Below are 17,923 nucleotides of genomic sequence, written 5' to 3'. Positions count from 1 at the left end.
CCACCGGCCGACTCACCGGACGAAGGACGATCATGACGACGACACCCCCCTCGGCGAAGAAGGCGCTCGTCTCGTCGATCCCGCTGTGGATGCGCACCGACCAGCCGCGGCAGACGGGCATGGACTACTGGAAGGGCCCGCACTCGAAGATCATCTCCGTCACCCCGGGCTTCGAGGAGTACCGCCAGATCCACCTGGCCGAGCACAACCCGGGGCTCTGGCCCGCGACCCGGGGCGTCGAGACTGCCATCCCGGCAGACCGCCGGATCGACGGAGTCGCCGAGGTCACCTTCGCCTCGGTGCTGTCCCCGCTGCTCGGCCGCAAACAGACCAAGCTGGCGTACCAGGACGAGATCAACGTGTTCCGGCGGACCCTGCTCTACGCCGGGACGCCGCGCTCGGCACGCTGGTACCACGTGGGCAGCGGGGAGAAGGTCGGTGCCCGAGCCCTGGTCTACCTCCGACGCAGGGCGGGCGTGCGGACCGGCCCGTTCCGGCGACACCTCACCGACGAGCTCGTGCCCGCCATGGCGGAGACCGGGGTCCTGAGGGAACTACGCACCCAGGCGTTCACGCCCTGGAACGAGAAGCTCTGGGACACCCCGAACGTGGCCCACGACAACCCGGTCGACCAGCAGTTCCATGCGTCCCTGATCATCGGCTTCGCGGACACGGCGGCGCGGTCGGCCTTCTTCGCCGGCCCGGAGGTCGCGAGCCTGTCCGACGCGCTCGCCCCGTTCGCCTCCGCCGTCCACGCCTACGACGTCACCGACGCGCTCACCTACGTCAAGGGCGGCAAGGTGCTCGCGCACTACCAGAGCTGACGACACAGCGGTCCACCCACAGAAAGAACTTCAGCATGCCTTCCCTCGATGGAGCAGTGGTCCTGGTCACCGGAGCGAACGGTGGCATCGGAACGCAGTTCGTGCACCAAGCCCTCGCCCGCGGCGCCGCGAAGGTCTACGCCACCGCCCGCACACCCCGGACGTGGGACGACGAGCGCATCGTGCCGCTCCCCCTCGACGTCACCGACGGCGCGTCGATCGCCGCGGCGGTGACTGCGGCACCCGACGTCACCGTCCTGATCAACAACGCCGGTGCGAACCCGCCCAGCGCGAGCCTCCTGGAGGTCACCGAGGCGGACATCCGAGCGAACATGGAGATCAACTTCTTCGGGCCGGTCTTCCTCGCACGAGCCTTCGCGCCGGTCCTGGTCCGCGCACCAGGGGCCGTGCTCGTGGACGTCCACTCCGTCGCGAGCTGGCTCGGCTTCGGCGGCGTCTACAGCGCCGCCAAGGCCGCGTTCTGGTCGGCCACCACCTCGCTGCGGCTAGAGTTCGCGCCCCGGGGCGTCCATGTCACCGGCGTGCACATGGGCTACGTCGAGACCCGGATGGCCGCACACGCCGACGGGCCCAAGATGACGCCGTCCGACCTCGTGACGAAGGTCTACGACGCCGTCGAGGCCGACGAGTACGAGGTCATCGGCGACGAGCTGACCGCGCAGGTCAAGGCAGCCCTGAGCGGCCCTGTCGACGCGCTCTACCCGGAGCTGCGCGGCACCGGGGCACCCCGGGTTGCCGTGGAAGAATGAGCGCCGAGCGCCAGCCCGATCAGCCACGAAGGAGGCAGCCATGTCACTCACCTCCGGGTCGCCGTCCGCGTCCCTCAGCCGGCGGGAGCGGAACAAGCAGCAGAAGCTCGAACGCATCGTGGCCGCCGCCACCGAGCTCTTCGCCGAACGCGGCATGGACGACGTCACCACCCAGGAGATCGCCGACAAGGCCGACATCGGGGCGGGCACGCTGTTCCTCTACGCCAAGACCAAGGGCGAGCTCCTGCTGCTCGTGCAGAACTCCACGTACGCCGAGGCCCTCGCCCAGGGCAGGCAGGCGGCCGAGAACGTGACGGATCCGCTGGATGCGGTGATGGCCGTGGTGCGGCCGGTCGTGGAGTGCAACCGCAAGCAGGTCGACAACGGGCGGACCTACCTGCGCGAGATCGTCTTCGGCGACCCCACCGAGCCCCACCACCGCGAAGCCCTCGGCCTGAGCGCGCAGACCGAGGAGGCGATCGCCGCCGTCCTGCAGCGCGACGGACGCCTCACCGCGCAGGACGCCGCAGCACTGGCGCGCGTGGTCTCCGCAATCATGTTCATCAGCATGGCCGTGTCCTTCAACGCCACCATGCCGGTCGACGACGTCGTGCGGGAGATCCGGGACCAGGTACGGCTGCTCCTGCCCGGGTGACGGCGCTGCGTGCGGTGAGCAGGCCGGCCAGCGGCCGCGCCCATCACGGAAGCCTGATCTCCAGCGCCTCTGGGGCCACCGCGAGCGATGTCCGGATCAGCGCGCACAGCTCGGCGCGGGTCGCTGTCTCCTCGGCGTCGGGCGCCGATCGCCAGGTGTCCACGGCGGCCCGGTGGCCGGCCACCGCGACGGCGCACACGACGCGCGCCGAGAGATCCGCCCCGGATGCACCGGCCAGCCGCGCCACGATCGCGTCGACCACCTGTTGCGTGAAGCGTTCGCACACCAGCATGCCCGCGGCGTCGACCACCGGGCTGGTGCCGCTCAGCCGCGCGCTCAGCACCGCGAGTCGCTCCCACCCGGGCGGCATCCGTTCGACGACCTCGACGAGCGCGTCGCCCAGGACCTCCAGCAGCGGCCCGCTGCGCTCGAGCACCTCGTCGAGATCGGCGATCAACGTGCGCCAGACATCGTTCAGCGGGGTCAGGGCGAGGTCTTCCTTGCCGTCGAAATAGCGGAAGAAGCTCCGCTTGGACACCTCGGCCTGGTCGCACAGCCAGTCGACGGTCACCGCGTCGTACCCGCGCTCGGCGAAGGCCGGCAACGCGACCTCCACGAGGCGCTGCCGGCTGCGCGCGATCCGCCGGCCGCGGAGCGTGCCGGTGGCGGCCTGTGTCGTCATGCGCCCATCATAGCTATCTGGCACTCAGTGGCACTTGGCATACAGTAGCGCCATGCTCGCATGGACAGTCGACCACTCGTCCCCCAGCCTCCTCGCCCTGCGCGAGGTGCCCGATCCGGTACCCGGACCGCACGACGCGGTCGTCCAGGTGCGGGCGTTCGCGCCGAACCACGGCGATCTCGAGTCGCTGCCGAGCCTGCCCGACGGCACGATCCCGGGCTGGGACGCCGCGGGCATCGTCGTGGCCGAGGCGTCCGACGGCACCGGCCCGCGCCTCGGCCGGGTGGTGTCGTCGCTGGGGCCCGACGGCGCGTGGGCGCAGCAGCGGCTGGTGACCGCCGAGTCCGTGGGGATCGCCCCGGCCGGTGCAGACCCTGACGTCATGAGCGTCGTGCCCGTCGCCGCCACCAGTGCACTGCGCGGGCTCCGCCGCCTCGGCCCAGTCCTCGGCCGCCGGGTGCTGGTGCTGGGCGGGACCAGCGCGGTCGGGCTGTTCGCCGTCCAGCTCGCCGCCCGGAGCGGCGCCGAGGTCGTCGCCACCACCAGGAACCCTGCCGCGCGGGAGCGTCTGGTCGAGCTCGGCGCGCACGAGGTGATCGCCTCGCCGTCCGACCTGGGCGAAGAGGTGTCCGGCGTGCTCGACCTGCTCGGCGGACCCCACCTGGCGCGGGCGTTCGCCCGGCTGGCGCCGGGCGGCACGCTCGTCGCCCTGGGACACGCGGCCGGGGAGGAGGAACGCTTCGGATACGGGGACCTGTTCGGCGACGCCGGCCGGCACGACCGGTCCCTGTCGACGTTCTTCCTCGGCGCCGAGACCGACCTCGGCCCCGACATGACGTGGCTCGCGACCGAGATCCACGAGGGGCGTCTCGACCCCGTGGTCGCAGCCGTGCGGCCATGGCGGGAGCTGCCGGACGTCTTCGGTGCCGGCACGGGCCGGTCGTACGGAAAGACCGTCCTGACCGTCGAGTGAAGGCGACGCCCGACGAGGCGACAGCACGACTGGGCTGCGGCGCGGCGTGGCGACCGTAGCCCTCGCCGTCGATGTGCGGTTTTTCAGCGCGGGCCGCCACGGCTTCCCGCAGGGTCGGACCTTCCGTATCGAGGCGACTGCATCCGCCGGGCCGCACCCGGCGGAAGCACAGGTTGTCAGAGGGACGTTCGCACCCGCGGCGTCGACGACCTGGAGGGCACCATGGAACGCACAGCACGACGCGCCGGAGCATTGATCGGCGTCACCACCTTGGCCGCGCTCGGCCTGGCCTCCGTCGGATCGGTTGCCGCGTCCGCCGACACCTCCGACGGGGCAGTCCTGTCGGTCATGCACGGCGTACCCGACACCACCGTGGACGTCTGGGTGGACGACGAGCTCACCGTCGACGACTTCGAGCCCGGCGACATGGCGGGGCCGCTCGACCTTCCGGCCGGTACCTATTCCGTGGCCATCACGGCCGCCGATGCGGAGGACACCAGTGAACCGGTGATCGGCCCCGTGGACCTGCCGCTCGACGCGGGTGCCGACTACACCGCCGTCGCACACCTGGACGCCGACGGTCAGCCGACCGCCACGCTCTTCACCAACGACACCTCCGCCACCGCCGCCGGCGAAGGGCGGCTGACCGTACGGCACGTCGCCGCGGCACCCGCCGTCGACGTGCTGGCCGGCGACGAACCCGTGATCAGCGGCCTCGAGAATCCCGACGAGGGCGTTCTCGACCTCCCGGCGGGCACCGTGTCCGCGTCGGTCGCCGCCGCGGGTACGACCGACGCCGTGCTCGGCCCGGCAGACGTCGAGGTCGCCGAGGGCGTCAACACCATCGCCTACGCCTGGGGAAGCCTGGAGGACGACACCCTGGCGCTGGCCACCCAGACGGTGGACGGGCTCCACTCCTCACCGGACGGGGTGCCCGCCGGTAGCTCCGGCCTCGCGGCCGAAGGCCCGGCGGCCGACGGCGCGCTCGGCTCGATCACCGCGCTGGCGGGCCTCACCCTGGTCGCGCTGTTCCTCGTCGCGGGGTTCGTGGGCGTGCGACGTGCGCAGGGACGAAGCGGAGCGGGGCAGCCGGCCCCGGACCCCGCGCGGCGTCGATGACTCCACCGCGCAAGGGCGCCGTGGCGCGGGCGGCCCGAACGGGTTCCGCCTGCGCCGCGGTGGCCTGCCTCATGCTCGTGATCGCCGGCTGTACGGGCACGCCCGGCCCGTCGGCTCCCGAAGCAGCACCGGCGCCGTCCGCTGTCGCATCTCGCCTGCCGCCCGACGGCGGGCGCGACGTCGCCAGTGGTACCGACCGTGCCCCGCAACAGGGAACCGCGGACGGGACACTCGGTGAGGTTCCCGTCCGGGCCGCCCAGGACACCCCCACGCCTCGGCCGCCCGCACCCGTGCAGGTCGAGGTCCCGGCCCTGGACGTCGACGTGTCCGTCCGGCCGGAAGGCGTGGACGCGCAGGGCCGCATGGCCCTTCCCGCTTCCGCGGACCAGGCCGCCTGGTACCGGTTCGGGTCGGCGCCCGCGAGCGCCTCCGGTGCCACGGTCGTCGCGGCGCACGTCGACGACGAGGAGAGCGTCGGTCCGTTCGCCCGGCTCGCCCTGGCCAGGTCCGGCTCGGCGGTGCGTGTCCGCACGGCCGACGGCACCACACACAACTACACAGTGACCGACGTACGGGCGGAAGCGAAGGCCGACGTCTCGTTCGACGACCTGTTCGACAGGTCCGGGCGGCCTCGTCTCGTCCTGGTGACGTGCGGCGGCGAGTGGGACGCCGACGCCGGCTCCTACTCGGACAACATCGTGGTGACGGCGGAGCCGCGGTCGTGACGGCCGTGGGTCGCCCGACTCCGGTGGTCGGGGCTCACGGCCGCGCCCTACGATCGAATCAGACCGACCGCGGTGTCCCCGCTCCGGGAGCACCGCCCGAGCCTGAGGATGCCCACCTGAACGCCGACGACGCCGAGCTGAAGGACGCCGAGCTCGCCGTGCGCAGCCTGGGTCGGCGCTTCGCCGAGGGTGACGAGGCCGCCCTCGCGGATGCCTACGAACGCTGGTCGGCGCTCGTGCACACCATGGCGCTGCGCTCCCTCGGCTCCCGCACCGACGCCGAGGACGTGACCCAGCAGGTGTTCGTCGCCGCCTGGCGCGGCAGGGCCCGCTACGACCCGGACCGAGCCCGACTACCTGCCTGGCTGGTCGGGATCACCCGCCACACGATCGCCGACGCCCACGAAGCACGATCACGGGTGCGCCGGTCGGAGGACGCGGCAACGTTCGCCTCACGGTCCAGCAGCGGCGCAGAGTCGGTGGTGGAGCGGATCGCCGACAAGGTCATGATCGACGACGAGCTCCGCCGGCTCGGAGACCCGGCCCGCACGATTCTCCGTCTGGCCTTCTTCCGCGACCTCACCCACGTGCAGATCGCGGAGACTCTCGACCTGCCGCTCGGTACCGTGAAGAGCCACGTACGGCGCGGCCTGATCCGGCTGCGCGACCGATTGGAGGTGGACGATGCCACACATCGATGACGAGACGCTCGCGCTCTGCGCCCTGGGCGAGGACGTGCTCGGACCTGCGGAGCACGTCCACCTCGAGGACTGCACGGACTGCGCACGAACCGTCCGGAGCCTCACGCGGGTGGTGGACGGCGCACGGGACACGGAGCACCCGGACATGGTGCCGCCGCGACCAGAGGTCTGGAGCCGCATCCACACCGAGCTCGGTCTCACCGAGGCGCCCGCGGTCCTTGCCCCCACCCCTGCCTCTGGCCCTGCCCCCGATGCCGAGGAAGGTGCCGACCAGACCGGGGCCGCCGAGCCGGCGCACCCGGACGAGCTGGCGTCACGTCGACGCCTACGAGCCTGGGTACCGGTGCTCGTCGCGGCATGCGCGGCCCTCGTACTGGGCGTCGCCGGTGGAGTGCTGTGGGAACGGTCCGCCCTCCAGCCGGAGGAGACGACGATCGCGAGTGCCGTGCTGGACCCGCTGCCGGACTGGGCCGGGGTGTCCGGCGAGGCCATGCTCCAGGAGTCCGCGGACGGAAGCCGGCAGGTCGTCGTCTCTGTCGACGGCCCCGCGCCCGAGGGCACCTACCGCGAGGTATGGCTGCTCACGCCCGACGCGAGCGGACTGGTCAGTCTCGGCGCCCTCGAGGGCGCCGAGGGACGCTTCGCCGTTCCCGAGGGCCTCGACCTCGCCGACTACCCGGTCGTGGACGTCTCCGAGGAGCACTTCGACGGCGACCCGGCACACTCCGGCAATTCGGTGGTACGCGGCGAGCTCGCCACCTGATCGGCGCGTTCGACCGTCGTCCGCAACGCTCGCACAGCTCGGAGGGATACGCAGATGAAGATCGATCTGACCGGACGGGTAGCGCTCGTCACCGGTTCCAGTGCCGGCATCGGCCGGGCGATCGCCACCTCGCTCTCCCGCGCGGGAGCGGACGTCGTGGTCAACGGCCGCGACGCGGGGCGCGTGAGATCCGTCGCGGAGGAACTCGGCGGACTCGGGATCGTCGCCGACGTCGCCACCACTGAGGGCGCAGACCATCTTGTCACGGAGCTGCCCGAGGTCGACATCCTCGTCAACAACACAGGCGCCTTCCCGGCACGCCCGGTGTTCGAGATCGACGACGCCGAGTGGCGGGAGATCTTCGAGATCAACGTGCTCTCCGGGATCCGGCTCACCAGGCACTACGCCCAGGGGATGGCGACGCGCGGACACGGAAGGGTCGTGTTCATCTCCAGCGAGGCAGGTGTCCAGCCGCCGACCAACATGGTGCACTACGGCACCACGAAGACCGCGCAGCTCGCGGTGGCGCGCGGCTACGCGCAAGCCCTCGCCGGCACGGGCGTCACCGTCAACAGCGTGCTCGCCGGCCCGACGATGAGCGACGGCGTCCTGGCCATGTGGGACGACATCTACCCGGGCCTGTCCCGCGAGGAGCAGGAAGGCCAGTTCATCGCGGACGGCCGGGTAGCCGGATCACTCATCGGGCGGTTGATCCGGCCCGAAGAGGTCGCACACCTGGTGACCTACCTCGCCTCGGACTACTCCTCGGCCACCACCGGGCGGGCGCTCGGCGTGGACGGAGGCCTGGTGCCGACGATCCTGCCCTAGACGAACAGCCACCCACCCGGACCCGGTCGGTGAGATCGGTGGCGGTCAAGCCGGGATCTCATGGACCGCTCAGACGTTGAACTGCCTCTGAGTCCAGAGCACGGTCCATCGTCTTTGGTGTCGGACCTCCCTCAAGCCGGTGGTCACTTCATCTGCACCAGGCCGCCGGCCGCGCTCCGAGTTCACCTTCGTCGCTGTCGGGGCGTTGAGGCCGCTCTATTGTTGGTGTCAGCGTCACATGACCCACCTCATAGAGTCGCCATCGGCGGTGCTAGTGATTGGAAGTCAGATGCCAGAGAGCAGCACACCAGCGAGTCCCCTGCGGGCCCTTACGGAGTCCGTGCCGTCTTGGGGCGCGAAGATCGCATTCGGCGAAACCGTTACGGTGAGCGGTCAGGAAGTCATACCTGCCGCTCTGGTCATGTTCGGCTTCGGCGGCGGCGGAGGGTCCGGCAAGTGGCCCGAGAGGGAGGCGGTCCCGGAGGGCGAGGGCGAAGGGAGCGGCGGTGGCGGTGGCGGTTACGTCTTGCCGATCGGCGCATACGTGCGAGGTCCAGACGGGATGAAGTTCCGGCCGAACCCGGTGGCCATGATCGTCGTGAGCGTGCCGTTGGTGTCAGCGGTCGGCTGGGCAGTCGCGCGGATCATCACCGCGGTAAATTCCGGCCGCGCCACAAACTGATCAGGCCTGCCCGGTGCCCGGGACGCTCTCAAGCATCCCGGGCACCCTGAACGTGCCACAGCGCCATGGCCAGTGAAGCTTCCTTCCACCCGTCGATGCACTGTTGGAGCAGCGGAGTGGCAGGCGTGCTCGAACCTTCTCTACTGCGCCAGGTAGCCGCCGTCAATCACCAGCTCGGTGCCAGTGACATAGCTGGACTCGTCCGACGCGAGGAACAGGCAACCATAGGCAACTTCGATCGCCTTGCCGCCCCTTTTCATCGGGGTCGCAGCGATGACGGCCTCGTTCAGCTCCAGCGCCTGCGCGTTCGTGAGAGGAGTGTCGATGAAGCCGGGATGCACAGAGTTGGCGCGGATGCCGTCGGCGACGTACGTCATTGCGGCGTTCTTCGTCATGTTGCGCACTGCGCCCTTGGCGGCGTGATAAGCGTGGGCACCGCCGACAGCAGCACTGCCCCAGATCGAGGAGATGTTGATGATCGAGCCTGATTGCTGCTTGCGCATGGTACGAACCGCCTCGCGCATACCGAGGAAGACGCCGGTCTGGTCGACCGAGATCATCCGCATCCATGCCGTCATGTCCAGCTCATCAAGCGCCTCGTAGGCGATGATGCCGGCATTGTTGACCAGCACATCGAGACGGCCCGAGTGCTCGACAACCGCAGCGACCGCAGCGGCCCAGTCAGCTTCGCTGGTCACGTCCAGCGTCAGCTCCTGCACGCCGGCCGGGTAAGCCTGCGCAGGAGACACGATGTCGCTGGCGAATACGGTGGCGCCTTCCTTGCTGAACAGCTCCGCAACCGCGTATCCGATGCCGCTAGCTGCGCCGGTGACCAGCACTACCTTTCCCTGCAGTCTCATCTCACATCTCCGTTTCGACGGTCGAAGCCTTGCTGTTCTCGGTCATACTGCTTTCCTTTCGACGGTGCTTGACAGTGTCAAGCGCTCATGGGTGGCAACGCTACGACGCGTGGTTGACACTGTCAAGCAGGGGTCGGTGTGACGCCTCACCCACTGCCGCACCGGCTGATCTGCGCAGCGCACTCCACCCCCTGGCGGCGCGTCGCACGATCCGCAGGAGCATCTCGCCGCCGGTTGGGCTCGTCATCGAGCAGCAGACGGACACCACAGGCATCGGCGCGGCCGATGATTTCGCCGCCGCGATCGAGGCGGGCACGGGGGACGCCCTTGTCATCACCCGCATGACCCCCGATGAGCCGGCCACAGCGATGCAGGAGGACGCTGCCGCCGGCGCGATCGTGATCCCGGCAGGCTTACGCGTCGATCGCGAGCCCCCTGCCTGGTGCGTCCGAGAGCGCCGTCCCCGCCCTGTCGATCCTCACCAACGCCGATGATGGTGGGCTCAGCAGCGGCCTACTGTTCGGCAACCTCACTCCGGCGCTGCACGCTGTCGCCGACCACCTTCCTCGGAAAGGTGGCGACTCTTGTGGGCACAGCACCGGTCGCCGCGCTCGGAACCAGCGCCCGGCCACGCGGACCACGCGCTCAACCTTCAGCTGCGGCCGAGTTCGGGGAAGCTAGCAGTGGCCTGACCCCGAAGGCCCTCGCCGCCGCCGGCACCCAGTTGCCGCCCGAAGGCCGTCGCATAAAGTGCTACGAGTTCGCGTGCGTGATCGGCCTCCCGGTCGGGCTCGTACCCAGCGATCCGAGCAAGCAACCCTTCGCGCACGATGTTCACCAGACCGTGCACCACAGCCCAGCTGACCAGCGACCACTCCTCGGCACGCTCGCCCACCACGTCGCCAACAGCCCCCCGCAGGCGTCCGAGCGCGGCGCGCTGAGCCGCCACGAGAGAGGGGTCGTCGGGCACGAGCTCCGATCGGCGGAACATGAGGTCGACAAGCGCCGGGTGCGCCAACCCGAAGTCGACGTAGGCGAGCCCAAGTGCCGCGAGCGTTGTCTCACCCCCGCCGGATGCCTTCCGCGCAGCGTCCTCAAGAGCCCGCTCCAGCATTCCGAAGCCGTCTGTCGCGACGGCGGTCAGCATCCCGGCGCGATCACCGAAGAAGTGCGCCGGGGCCGCGTGGGACACACCGGCCCGACGAGCGACGGCTCGCAAGCTCACGGCCGCATGCCCCTTCTCCACCAGTTCCTCGCGCGCGGCTCGCAGAAGCGCTTCACGGGCCGGGACAGTCTGCTCGATCGATGCCATCCCGCCATTCTCATGAGACTTACTTAACACTGTCAAGCGGAGTGGGTTCATCCGGTCGGCGGGCAGTTCCGCGGCATAGACTTTGATGCCACGCACGGCCTTCCCTGATCGTGCACGCTTGGTCGAGCAGAGCGAACGGTGGCAGCCGTGGGCCCACGGGATGAATCTGACAATATCGGCGGTGATCTCGGGCCTTACTCGGGCAACCCGCTGCGTCTACGGGTGCTCGGGCCGCTGCGAATTTGGCGCGGGGACGTCGAGCTGGATCCCGGCCCTCGGCAACAGGCTTACCTGCTCGCCCTGCTCCTGGCGCGGGCGGGGCGGCCAACCAGCACGGGTGAGCTGATCGACTGGGTCTGGGGCGAGACGGCGCCGCTCAGCGCGCTCAACACGATCCACAAGTATGTCGGCTCGTTGCGGCACCTGTTGGAACCGTCGCTGCCTACCCGGGGAACCAGCTCTTACCTGGTGCGGCGCGGTAACGGATACATCTGCACGGCCGGGCCGGACGTCCTTGACCTGGTTGCCTTCCGTCGGTCCGTCGCCGCCGCGGAAGCAGCCCTCGGAGGCTTTCGATCCGACGCGGCTCTTGACCTCTACGTGGAAGCGCTCGGCCTCTGGTCCGGGCCTGCGTGCGACGGGCAGGTTCACGAATCGGCGGCGACGGGAGTCCTCGCAGGCCTGAACGCGGAGTTCTACGACGCCTGCACCGCAGCCGCCGAGCTCGCCACGTCTTCGGGCGGGCCGGAACGAGTTCTGCCGTCCCTGCGCCTCGCCGCAGTGATGGCACCGCTCCATGAGCCCGTGCACGCCGGCCTCATCTCCTGCCTGGGTGCGGCAGGGCAACAGGCCGAGGCACTGTCGGTCTACCGCACCGTACGCGCACGCCTGGCGGAGGACCTGGGAATCGACCCGGGACTCGTACTGGAGGCCGCCCACCAGCGGCTTCTGGCGCAGAAGCCCCCGTCATCGGCCCGACCGTCAAGCATTCGGCCACGAGCGGAGGACCGGCCAGTAGCGTCTCACCCTCCAGCCGAGCACGAAGCGCCCCCGACGGGCGGCCTCGTCGGCCGCGAGGAGGAGATCTCCGTACTGCGACGAGTCCTGGAGGCGGCGTTCAACGAAGACTCGGGGCTCGTGCTCGTCGAGGGAGAAGCCGGGGTGGGCAAGACCCGCCTGCTCAAGGAGATCTCGGCCGACGCGAACGTGCGGGGGGCTGCCATCGTCTGGGGACACTGCCTCGAAGGTGCGGGGACTCCGACGATGTGGCCCTGGGTGCAGGCGATCGGCTCGATTCTGGACGATCTGCCGGTCACCGTTCGCAGTGATTGGTTGGCCGGCGACCTCGGTCATCTGATCGAACCGCGTGGCGACCTTCTCGCTGGGGACATCATGCCCGACAGCAATCTCCAGTTCCGCATGTTCGAGCAGGCTGCAGGCATCATCGCCCAGGCCGGAGCCCAGCGCCCTCTGGTCCTGGTGATCGACGACCTCCAGTGGGCGGACGCGACCTCGGTTCGTCTGCTGGCCCATCTCGCGACGACGTTGCCGGGTGGGACTGTCATCGTCGGGGCGCTCCGCGACCACAAGCCCGAACCGGACTCCGAGCTTGCTCGGATGCTTGCTGCGGTGAGCCGCGCGCCGGGACAGCGGCGTGTCCGACTCGGACAGCTGCGTCCCGACGACGTCGCCGAGCTCGTCCGCCGGGAGACCGGGCAGGCGCCCAGCCCCGAGGTCGCCCGGAGCATCCATGCCCGTACTGACGGCAACCCGTTCTTCGTCCGGGAGCTGTCCCGGCTACTGGCGGAGGGGGGTGCGCTGACCGCCGAAAGGGTGGCGCGAACAGGTGTGCCGTCCACCGTGCTGGACGTCGTCCGCGGCCGCATGGCCGTGCTCGACGGCGGAGCGAGGAACCTGCTGCAGTTCGCTGCCCTCATCGGCAGGGACGTCGATCTGAGGCTCCTCGCAGAAGCGGCCGGCCTTGACGCCCCGACCTGCCACGATCAGCTGGAGCCTCTGGAAGCCAGCGGCCTGCTCGAGGCGGTGCCAGGGAATCCGTTCTCGGTCCGGTTCACACACGACCTGGTCCGTGAGTCGGTGGCAAGTACCGTCTCGCAGCTGCAGGCCAGTAGGTTGCACCTTCGCGTCGCGGACGCCCTGGAAAGTACCAGCCCCGAGCGTGAACCTATCGCCGAGCGACTCGCGCACCACTTGTGGGCCGCCGGGCCGCTCTCGGATCCCGCCCGGACGGCACGTGCTCTGGTGGACGCCGGCCGGTGCGCCGCGGGAAAGTCCGCGTTCGGGTCAGCGGCGCGGCACCTGCGGTCCGCGGCACAGGTCGCGCGGACGGCGGGGCTGGCCGAGCTGGAGCTGTCCGCCCTGTCGCAGCTGACCGCTGTCGTCGGGATGCACTCCGGCTATGTCGCTTCGGCGATCGACGTGCTGGAGCGCGCCGAGGAACTGGCGTGGGGGCTGGGGCAGGAGCTGGTCGCCACCGACTTTCTCTTCTCCCGGTGGGCCGGGTACTCCCAGGGCATCCAGCTCGACCTCGCCGACCGTCTGGCGCGCCAGCTGCTCGAACACGGGGAGGTGTCCACGAACTCGGTCGTGCGCGCCTACGGCCAGCACGCATGGGGTATCCACCAGTGGGACGTCGGCAACATCGGCGAAGCGTTCCGTTACCTGGGCAAGTCGCGCGAGACGATGTTCGAGAGCTCCACCCACCGGGACGAAGATCCGCTCCGGCACGACCTTCAGCTCCTGTCCCCCGTCATGCTCGCCCTGATGACAGCACTGCACGGCGACCTCGATGCGGCCCGGGAGCAGCTCGACACGATCGAAGCCGCCGCCGGTGACGATCCCTACGCGATCACCGTCTGGGCCGCCTTCGCCGTCACGGTCGCAGCGCTCGCCAATGACCCGGCCCGGGCCTTGCGGGCGGCACAGCGGGGAATCTCCGTCGACCCCGACTTCTCCTTCGTCTTCCTCGGCAGCTACCAGCGACTTGCCAGGTGCTGGGCCCGTGCGGCCACCGGCCAGGACCCGGTCAGCGCCGCGCACGAGGCGGACGAGCTGATCACCAGAGCACTCCTCGACCCACCACGCTCGGGCCTGGCGACCTGGTACGGGCTCCTCGCCGAGATGTGGCTGGCCGCCGGAAGGCCGACCGAGGCCGCCGCCGCCCTTGACCGGGCCGACCAGGCACTCGACACCTACGACCAGCGCTACCCCGAAGGCTTCGTGATGCTGCTGCGTGCACGGCTGATGCGAGCCCGTGGTGAACCCACCAAGGATGTCCGGGCTGCCGCCGAGCGCGCCCGGGCACTCTCCGCGGAACGCGAGGCCCATCTGTTCGCTTTCCGCGCCGAGCAGCTGCTGACCGAGCTTGTCGACGAGCCCAAGGACGGCTGACCGCACAAATCAAGTCAGGTTCCAGAACTGCTCCATCGGTCAGCCGTAGTGTCCCGGTTCAAGCTGATCTGCGGGCCGCGAGCCATCTCTGTCCGCGGACCGAGGAGCTGCGCGGTGATCCAGCGGCCATCCACCAGTCTCGCCGAGCATCACGTCAAGAGACTGTTCCACCGAGGGCGGAACCATGCACCAACAGGCGTACGAAAGTCAGTGCACAGCTGAGGAAAAGCGGCACGAGACAGCGACGTCACCGATCCGCAACCCGCGGCTGGCGCTGTTCGCCCTGGCGCTGGGTACCTTCGCGATCGGGACCGGGGAGTTCGGCAGCAACGGCATCATCCAGCTCTTCGCCGCCGACCTGGACGTGTCCATCCCCGTAGCCACCTACGCCATCACCGCCTACGCGTTCGGCGTCATGATCGGCTCCCCCGCGATCACCCTGCTCGCCGCGCGCGTCAACCGCCGCACCCTGCTGCTCGGCCTGATCGTGCTCTTCCTGGTCGGCAACGGCCTGTCCGCGGTCGCACCGAACCTCGCGTTGCTGGTCATCTTCCGGTTCGTCGCAGGCAGCGTCCAGGGCGCCTTCTTCGGCGCCGGCGCCGTCGTCGCCGCCTACGTCTACGGCCCCGGCAAGGGCGGCAAGGCCTTCGCCACCGTCATGGGCGGCCTCACCGTCGCCACCATCTTCGGCTCACCCCTGGCCACCTTCATCGGCCAGAACGCCGGCTGGCGCGCCATGTACTGGGCCGTGGTCGCCATCGGCCTGCTCGCGGGCGTCGCCCTGGTGGCCTGGCTACCCCGCACCAAAGACCTGCGCGGCGGCTCCGTCCGCAACGAGCTGAGCGCGCTGCGCCGCCCCAACGTCTGGCTCATGGTCGCCGTCGCCGCCCTCGGCATCTCCAGCATCTTCGCCGTCTACACCTTCATCGGCCCGTTCATCACCGACGCCGCACAACAGGACGCGTCCCTGATCCCGATCGCCCTGGCCGTATTCGGTGTCGGCATGGCCGTCGGCAACCACCTGGGCGGGCGGATCGCCGACCGTTACCGGAGCCGCGGGCTGATCCTCGGCTACGGCGGCGTCCTGATCTTCCTGGTCCTGATCGGCGTAGCGGGCAGCAACCTGACCGTCCTGCTGTTCTGCTTCTTCGGCACCGGGGCAACCATGATGTACGCGATCCCCACCATCCAGGTCCGGCTGACCAGCTTCGCCCCCGACGCACCCACCCTGATGGGCGCCCTCAATCTGGCCGCCCTGAACCTGGCAAACTCCCTCGGCGCGATCGGCGGCGCCATCACCCTCGGCGCCGGCTGGGGAACACTGTCCACCGTATGGGCAGGCGTCGCCCTCACCTCCGCCGGCCTGCTGCTGTACGTCACGACGGTCGGTCGGGAGAGGTCAGCGGTCGCCTGAGCTGCTCATCGCCCGTCACGAGCCTCGTGACGAAGACTCGATCTTCCTCGTCCCCATGAGTCGCCTAGCCCGGAGCACGCCATGACCACTTCAAGGATTCCTGTCATCTTCGTCCACGGGCTGTGGATCCATTCCTCGGCCTGGGAACCGTGGATCGAGAAGTTCCGTTCGGTCGGCCTCCAACCGGTTGCACCCGGTTGGCCGGGTGATCACGAGACCGTCGCCGAGACCCGTGCCCAGCCCGAACAGCTCGCGGGGGTCGGTCTGGAGAGCATCGCAGCGCACTACAGCAACATCATCGATGCCATGGACCAGCCCCCCATCGTCATCGGCCACTCGATCGGCGGACTCGTCACCCAGAAGCTGAACGTCTCACGCACGCTACGCGCGGCCGTCGCCATCGACCCTGCGCCGATCAAGGACGTACGACCAGCGCCACTGGCACAGCTACGCTCCTCGTTCCCGGTCCTACGCAACCCTGGCAACGCCAACCGCACGGTGGCGTTGAGCGCCCAGCAGTTCCGGTACGCGTTCGGCAACATGGTCTCGGTTCTGGAGTCCGACGCCCTGCGCGCACGCTATGCGATCCCTGGGCCGGGCCGGCCGATCTTCGAGGTCGCCACCGCGAACCTCCGGCGAAGCTCGCCTGCAGCGGTCGACATCCGCACTGAAGACCGTGCCCCGTTGCTCATCGTCTCGGGAGAGTCGGACCACACTGTTCCCGACGTGGTAGCACGGGCGGCGCACCGTCTGTACCGGAACTCCCCTGTCGTGGCGGACCTGCTGCCGATGAGTGGCCGTGGCCACTCCCTCGTGCTCGACGATGGCTGGCAGGATCTCGCTGACCGGATCCTGGTTTGGCTGAGCGAGAAGGTCGAGCAGCTCCCGGCGACGACTCCTGATGTGAACACCCGGTCTTCGCAATCTGACTAGGGATCCTTCTATGTTCGTCAAGCCGGGCTGGGTGCGGGTTCGGTGGCGTTGAGGAGCCGGTAGATCTGCCTGGCGAGGTAACGCTTGAGACAGCGGCAGATCTCTCTGGTGGTGAGCCCTTCGTCGTCGCGGTGTGCAGGGCCTTGTTCAGTTGGCGGTCGCCGCCGCGGTTGAGGCGGTGGCGGACGGTGTTGCCGGAGGCTGGGAGGTATCGAGCGGCAGGACCGCAGTGCCGATGCGAACGGTCGTGGGGAACTGCCGGGTATCGATCACCTGGCCGGTTGCGGCAAGGATCGCCAGGACGTGGTTGCGGGCGTGGTTGTCCACTCCCACGACGAACGGGTGGGCTGCGCGACGACGGTCACGGCGGCTGGGTCCTTCCTACTTCAGGTACGGCGGTCCGGTCGCTGACGGCCGGCGCCGGTCTGGGTGGGAGTCACTTCGGGGCAGCACTGTGATGAGTCACGCCCCACGGGGCGAGCGGCCGACGCCATCCTCGCCAGCCGGTCCCAGACCAGCCACCGAAAGACTCACCATCGATGCGGCGTGGGCGGTGGTCGGGCCGTGCTACCAGTGGCTTCGCAGGACAGTACCGGGATGGACCCGTCCACTGCCCATCCAGTACATGTCCACGGCTCGACCCTATCGTCGGTGTCTCCGGCAATACGCCAGACGAGACACGAGTGGAGACAACCGTGAAGACCAGCCATGTCGCGCCGCTACGGGTACCAGCAGACGCGGTCGATCTTGAGGAGTGGATCTTCTCCCTGAGCGACGCGGACTACCAGGCCGCGTCACCACAGCACCGGGCCGCCGGGTTCACCCACGTAGACGGAGTACGCGGCACGATCAACGTCGAGTCGATCGGTGGGACGCTCATCGTCCAGCACTACGCGGAGGTCGCTGCCAGCGCTCGTAGCTTTGAGCTGATGTCCAATCACAGCAGGGCGTACCTGCTCCACCTCGTCGCGGTTCGCGCCCAGGTGCGGTGGATGGTGGCCGTCCAGTCCGAGGCGAACGGTGCGGCGTCTCTGCGCTGCACGGTCGAACTCACCCTGCCACGATTGCTGCAGATCTTGTCCGCGATGATCGCTACCCCATACTTCATCAGTCGCCACGTCCGCAACGAAACCCTCGGATTCGCCCGCGACATCGAGCGCAAGTACGCCCCTCGCGAGGTGGCCCACCCCTAACACTCCAGGCTTGTGGACACCGGAGACTTTCGAGGAGAGGGCACCCGGTCACGGGTCACGAGCCCGGCAACCAGGACC

The 17,923-nt window shown here is 69.5% G+C and carries 18 protein-coding genes and 1 pseudogene; 14 read left to right on the top strand and 5 right to left on the bottom strand.

The window, feature by feature from the left end; genetic code table 11:
* Positions 1-32 precede the first annotated feature (32 nt).
* From ACIPN7_RS17180 to ACIPN7_RS17170, 3 genes are read left to right on the top strand one after another with little or no spacing between them, the layout of a single operon-like run.
* Positions 33-824, top strand: coding sequence for a strictosidine synthase (locus ACIPN7_RS17180; RefSeq protein ID WP_400544609.1), 792 nt, complete (start codon positions 33-35; stop codon positions 822-824).
* A gap of 35 nt (positions 825-859) precedes the next feature.
* The gene (locus ACIPN7_RS17175; protein WP_400544606.1) at positions 860-1,594 is read left to right on the top strand and encodes an SDR family oxidoreductase; all 735 of its coding nucleotides are present in this window, start codon (positions 860-862) and stop codon (positions 1,592-1,594) included.
* A 40-nt stretch (positions 1,595-1,634) separates the two neighbouring features.
* Positions 1,635-2,249, top strand: coding sequence for a TetR/AcrR family transcriptional regulator (locus tag ACIPN7_RS17170; RefSeq protein WP_400544603.1), 615 nt, complete (start codon positions 1,635-1,637; stop codon positions 2,247-2,249).
* A 43-nt stretch (positions 2,250-2,292) separates the two neighbouring features.
* On the opposite strand, the gene ACIPN7_RS17165 is transcribed toward ACIPN7_RS17170, so the two are convergent.
* Positions 2,293-2,931 carry a TetR/AcrR family transcriptional regulator gene (locus ACIPN7_RS17165; protein ID WP_400544600.1) on the bottom strand — a complete coding sequence of 213 codons (639 nt, stop codon included), beginning with the start codon at positions 2,929-2,931 and terminating at the stop codon, positions 2,293-2,295.
* A gap of 52 nt (positions 2,932-2,983) precedes the next feature.
* Here ACIPN7_RS17165 and ACIPN7_RS17160 point away from each other — a divergent pair, with 52 nt between their 5' ends.
* The 7 genes from ACIPN7_RS17160 (at position 2,984) to ACIPN7_RS17130 (ending at position 8,722) form a co-directional block, all read left to right on the top strand.
* Positions 2,984-3,904 (top strand): zinc-binding dehydrogenase, encoded by a 921-nt coding sequence (locus tag ACIPN7_RS17160; protein ID WP_400544597.1) that lies wholly within the window; start codon positions 2,984-2,986, stop codon positions 3,902-3,904.
* Positions 3,905-4,126: 222 nt separating this feature from the next.
* Positions 4,127-5,023 carry a DUF4397 domain-containing protein gene (locus ACIPN7_RS17155; protein WP_400544594.1) on the top strand — a complete coding sequence of 299 codons (897 nt, stop codon included), beginning with the start codon at positions 4,127-4,129 and terminating at the stop codon, positions 5,021-5,023.
* Entirely contained in the window at positions 5,020-5,748 is a 729-nt protein-coding gene (locus ACIPN7_RS17150) for a class F sortase (protein WP_400544591.1), read from the top strand. The genes ACIPN7_RS17155 and ACIPN7_RS17150 overlap by 4 nt, the downstream gene beginning before the upstream one ends.
* Positions 5,745-6,449 carry an RNA polymerase sigma factor gene (locus tag ACIPN7_RS17145; protein WP_400544588.1) on the top strand — a complete coding sequence of 235 codons (705 nt, stop codon included), beginning with the start codon at positions 5,745-5,747 and terminating at the stop codon, positions 6,447-6,449. Before ACIPN7_RS17150 ends, ACIPN7_RS17145 begins: the two co-directional genes overlap by 4 nt.
* Positions 6,433-7,212: an anti-sigma factor gene (locus ACIPN7_RS17140; RefSeq protein WP_400544585.1), complete on the top strand. Its 780-nt coding sequence runs from the start codon at positions 6,433-6,435 to the stop codon at positions 7,210-7,212. The genes ACIPN7_RS17145 and ACIPN7_RS17140 overlap by 17 nt, the downstream gene beginning before the upstream one ends.
* A gap of 54 nt (positions 7,213-7,266) precedes the next feature.
* Positions 7,267-8,040 carry an SDR family NAD(P)-dependent oxidoreductase gene (locus ACIPN7_RS17135; protein ID WP_400544582.1) on the top strand — a complete coding sequence of 258 codons (774 nt, stop codon included), beginning with the start codon at positions 7,267-7,269 and terminating at the stop codon, positions 8,038-8,040.
* Positions 8,041-8,380: 340 nt separating this feature from the next.
* The gene (locus ACIPN7_RS17130) at positions 8,381-8,722 is read left to right on the top strand and encodes a spore germination protein GerW family protein (protein WP_400544579.1); all 342 of its coding nucleotides are present in this window, start codon (positions 8,381-8,383) and stop codon (positions 8,720-8,722) included.
* Between the two features lie 140 nt (positions 8,723-8,862).
* Here ACIPN7_RS17130 and ACIPN7_RS17125 read toward each other — a convergent pair whose 3' ends face one another.
* Both ACIPN7_RS17125 and ACIPN7_RS17120 read right to left on the bottom strand, forming a co-directional pair.
* On the bottom strand, positions 8,863-9,582 hold the full coding sequence (locus tag ACIPN7_RS17125; protein WP_400544576.1) for an SDR family NAD(P)-dependent oxidoreductase: 720 nt from the start codon (positions 9,580-9,582) through the stop codon (positions 8,863-8,865).
* Positions 9,583-10,234: 652 nt separating this feature from the next.
* Complete coding sequence (locus ACIPN7_RS17120; protein ID WP_400544573.1) at positions 10,235-10,894, bottom strand: TetR/AcrR family transcriptional regulator; 660 nt, start codon at positions 10,892-10,894, stop codon at positions 10,235-10,237.
* 138 nt (positions 10,895-11,032) lie between these two features.
* On the opposite strand from ACIPN7_RS17120, the gene ACIPN7_RS17115 reads away from it, so the two are divergent.
* The 3 genes from ACIPN7_RS17115 (at position 11,033) to ACIPN7_RS17105 (ending at position 16,652) form a co-directional block, all read left to right on the top strand.
* On the top strand, positions 11,033-14,305 hold the full coding sequence (locus ACIPN7_RS17115; protein ID WP_400544570.1) for a BTAD domain-containing putative transcriptional regulator: 3,273 nt from the start codon (positions 11,033-11,035) through the stop codon (positions 14,303-14,305).
* Between the two features lie 184 nt (positions 14,306-14,489).
* A complete protein-coding gene (locus ACIPN7_RS17110) occupies positions 14,490-15,719 on the top strand; it encodes an MFS transporter (RefSeq protein ID WP_400544567.1) in 1,230 nt (409 codons plus the stop codon).
* Between the two features lie 81 nt (positions 15,720-15,800).
* A complete protein-coding gene (locus ACIPN7_RS17105; protein WP_400544564.1) occupies positions 15,801-16,652 on the top strand; it encodes an alpha/beta hydrolase in 852 nt (283 codons plus the stop codon).
* Between the two features lie 17 nt (positions 16,653-16,669).
* Here the strand turns inward: ACIPN7_RS17105 and ACIPN7_RS17100 are convergent.
* Together ACIPN7_RS17100 and ACIPN7_RS17095 are read right to left on the bottom strand one after the other, a co-directional pair.
* Positions 16,670-16,854: pseudogene (locus ACIPN7_RS17100) on the bottom strand (IS110 family transposase); the annotation flags it as partial.
* Positions 16,800-16,979 carry a hypothetical protein gene (locus ACIPN7_RS17095; RefSeq protein ID WP_400545566.1) on the bottom strand — a complete coding sequence of 60 codons (180 nt, stop codon included), beginning with the start codon at positions 16,977-16,979 and terminating at the stop codon, positions 16,800-16,802. The pseudogene ACIPN7_RS17100 and the gene ACIPN7_RS17095, both read right to left, overlap by 55 nt.
* A gap of 368 nt (positions 16,980-17,347) precedes the next feature.
* On the opposite strand from ACIPN7_RS17095, the gene ACIPN7_RS17090 reads away from it, so the two are divergent.
* Positions 17,348-17,845, top strand: coding sequence for a hypothetical protein (locus tag ACIPN7_RS17090; protein ID WP_400544561.1), 498 nt, complete (start codon positions 17,348-17,350; stop codon positions 17,843-17,845).
* Positions 17,846-17,923: the final 78 nt, after the last annotated feature.

Origin of the sequence: Promicromonospora sp. NPDC090134, from assembly GCF_044746965.1 — a bacterium.
Taxonomy (GTDB): domain Bacteria; phylum Actinomycetota; class Actinomycetes; order Actinomycetales; family Cellulomonadaceae; genus Promicromonospora.
This window is presented reverse-complemented; position numbering and strand designations above follow the sequence as displayed.

What these genes read in the sequence shown, in the direction of transcription:
- ACIPN7_RS17110 (WP_400544567.1), top strand. Translation starts at nt 14,490, where the DNA reads ATGCACCAACAGGCGTACGAAAGTCAGTGCACAGCTGAGGAAAAGCGG.
- ACIPN7_RS17165 (WP_400544600.1), bottom strand. Translation starts at nt 2,931, where the DNA reads ATGACGACACAGGCCGCCACCGGCACGCTCCGCGGCCGGCGGATCGCG.
- ACIPN7_RS17150 (WP_400544591.1), top strand. Translation starts at nt 5,020, where the DNA reads ATGACTCCACCGCGCAAGGGCGCCGTGGCGCGGGCGGCCCGAACGGGT.
- ACIPN7_RS17175 (WP_400544606.1), top strand. Translation starts at nt 860, where the DNA reads ATGCCTTCCCTCGATGGAGCAGTGGTCCTGGTCACCGGAGCGAACGGT.
- ACIPN7_RS17180 (WP_400544609.1), top strand. Translation starts at nt 33, where the DNA reads ATGACGACGACACCCCCCTCGGCGAAGAAGGCGCTCGTCTCGTCGATC.
- ACIPN7_RS17120 (WP_400544573.1), bottom strand. Translation starts at nt 10,894, where the DNA reads ATGGCATCGATCGAGCAGACTGTCCCGGCCCGTGAAGCGCTTCTGCGA.
- ACIPN7_RS17170 (WP_400544603.1), top strand. Translation starts at nt 1,635, where the DNA reads ATGTCACTCACCTCCGGGTCGCCGTCCGCGTCCCTCAGCCGGCGGGAG.
- ACIPN7_RS17160 (WP_400544597.1), top strand. Translation starts at nt 2,984, where the DNA reads ATGCTCGCATGGACAGTCGACCACTCGTCCCCCAGCCTCCTCGCCCTG.
- ACIPN7_RS17155 (WP_400544594.1), top strand. Translation starts at nt 4,127, where the DNA reads ATGGAACGCACAGCACGACGCGCCGGAGCATTGATCGGCGTCACCACC.
- ACIPN7_RS17105 (WP_400544564.1), top strand. Translation starts at nt 15,801, where the DNA reads ATGACCACTTCAAGGATTCCTGTCATCTTCGTCCACGGGCTGTGGATC.
- ACIPN7_RS17140 (WP_400544585.1), top strand. Translation starts at nt 6,433, where the DNA reads ATGCCACACATCGATGACGAGACGCTCGCGCTCTGCGCCCTGGGCGAG.
- ACIPN7_RS17135 (WP_400544582.1), top strand. Translation starts at nt 7,267, where the DNA reads ATGAAGATCGATCTGACCGGACGGGTAGCGCTCGTCACCGGTTCCAGT.
- ACIPN7_RS17125 (WP_400544576.1), bottom strand. Translation starts at nt 9,582, where the DNA reads ATGAGACTGCAGGGAAAGGTAGTGCTGGTCACCGGCGCAGCTAGCGGC.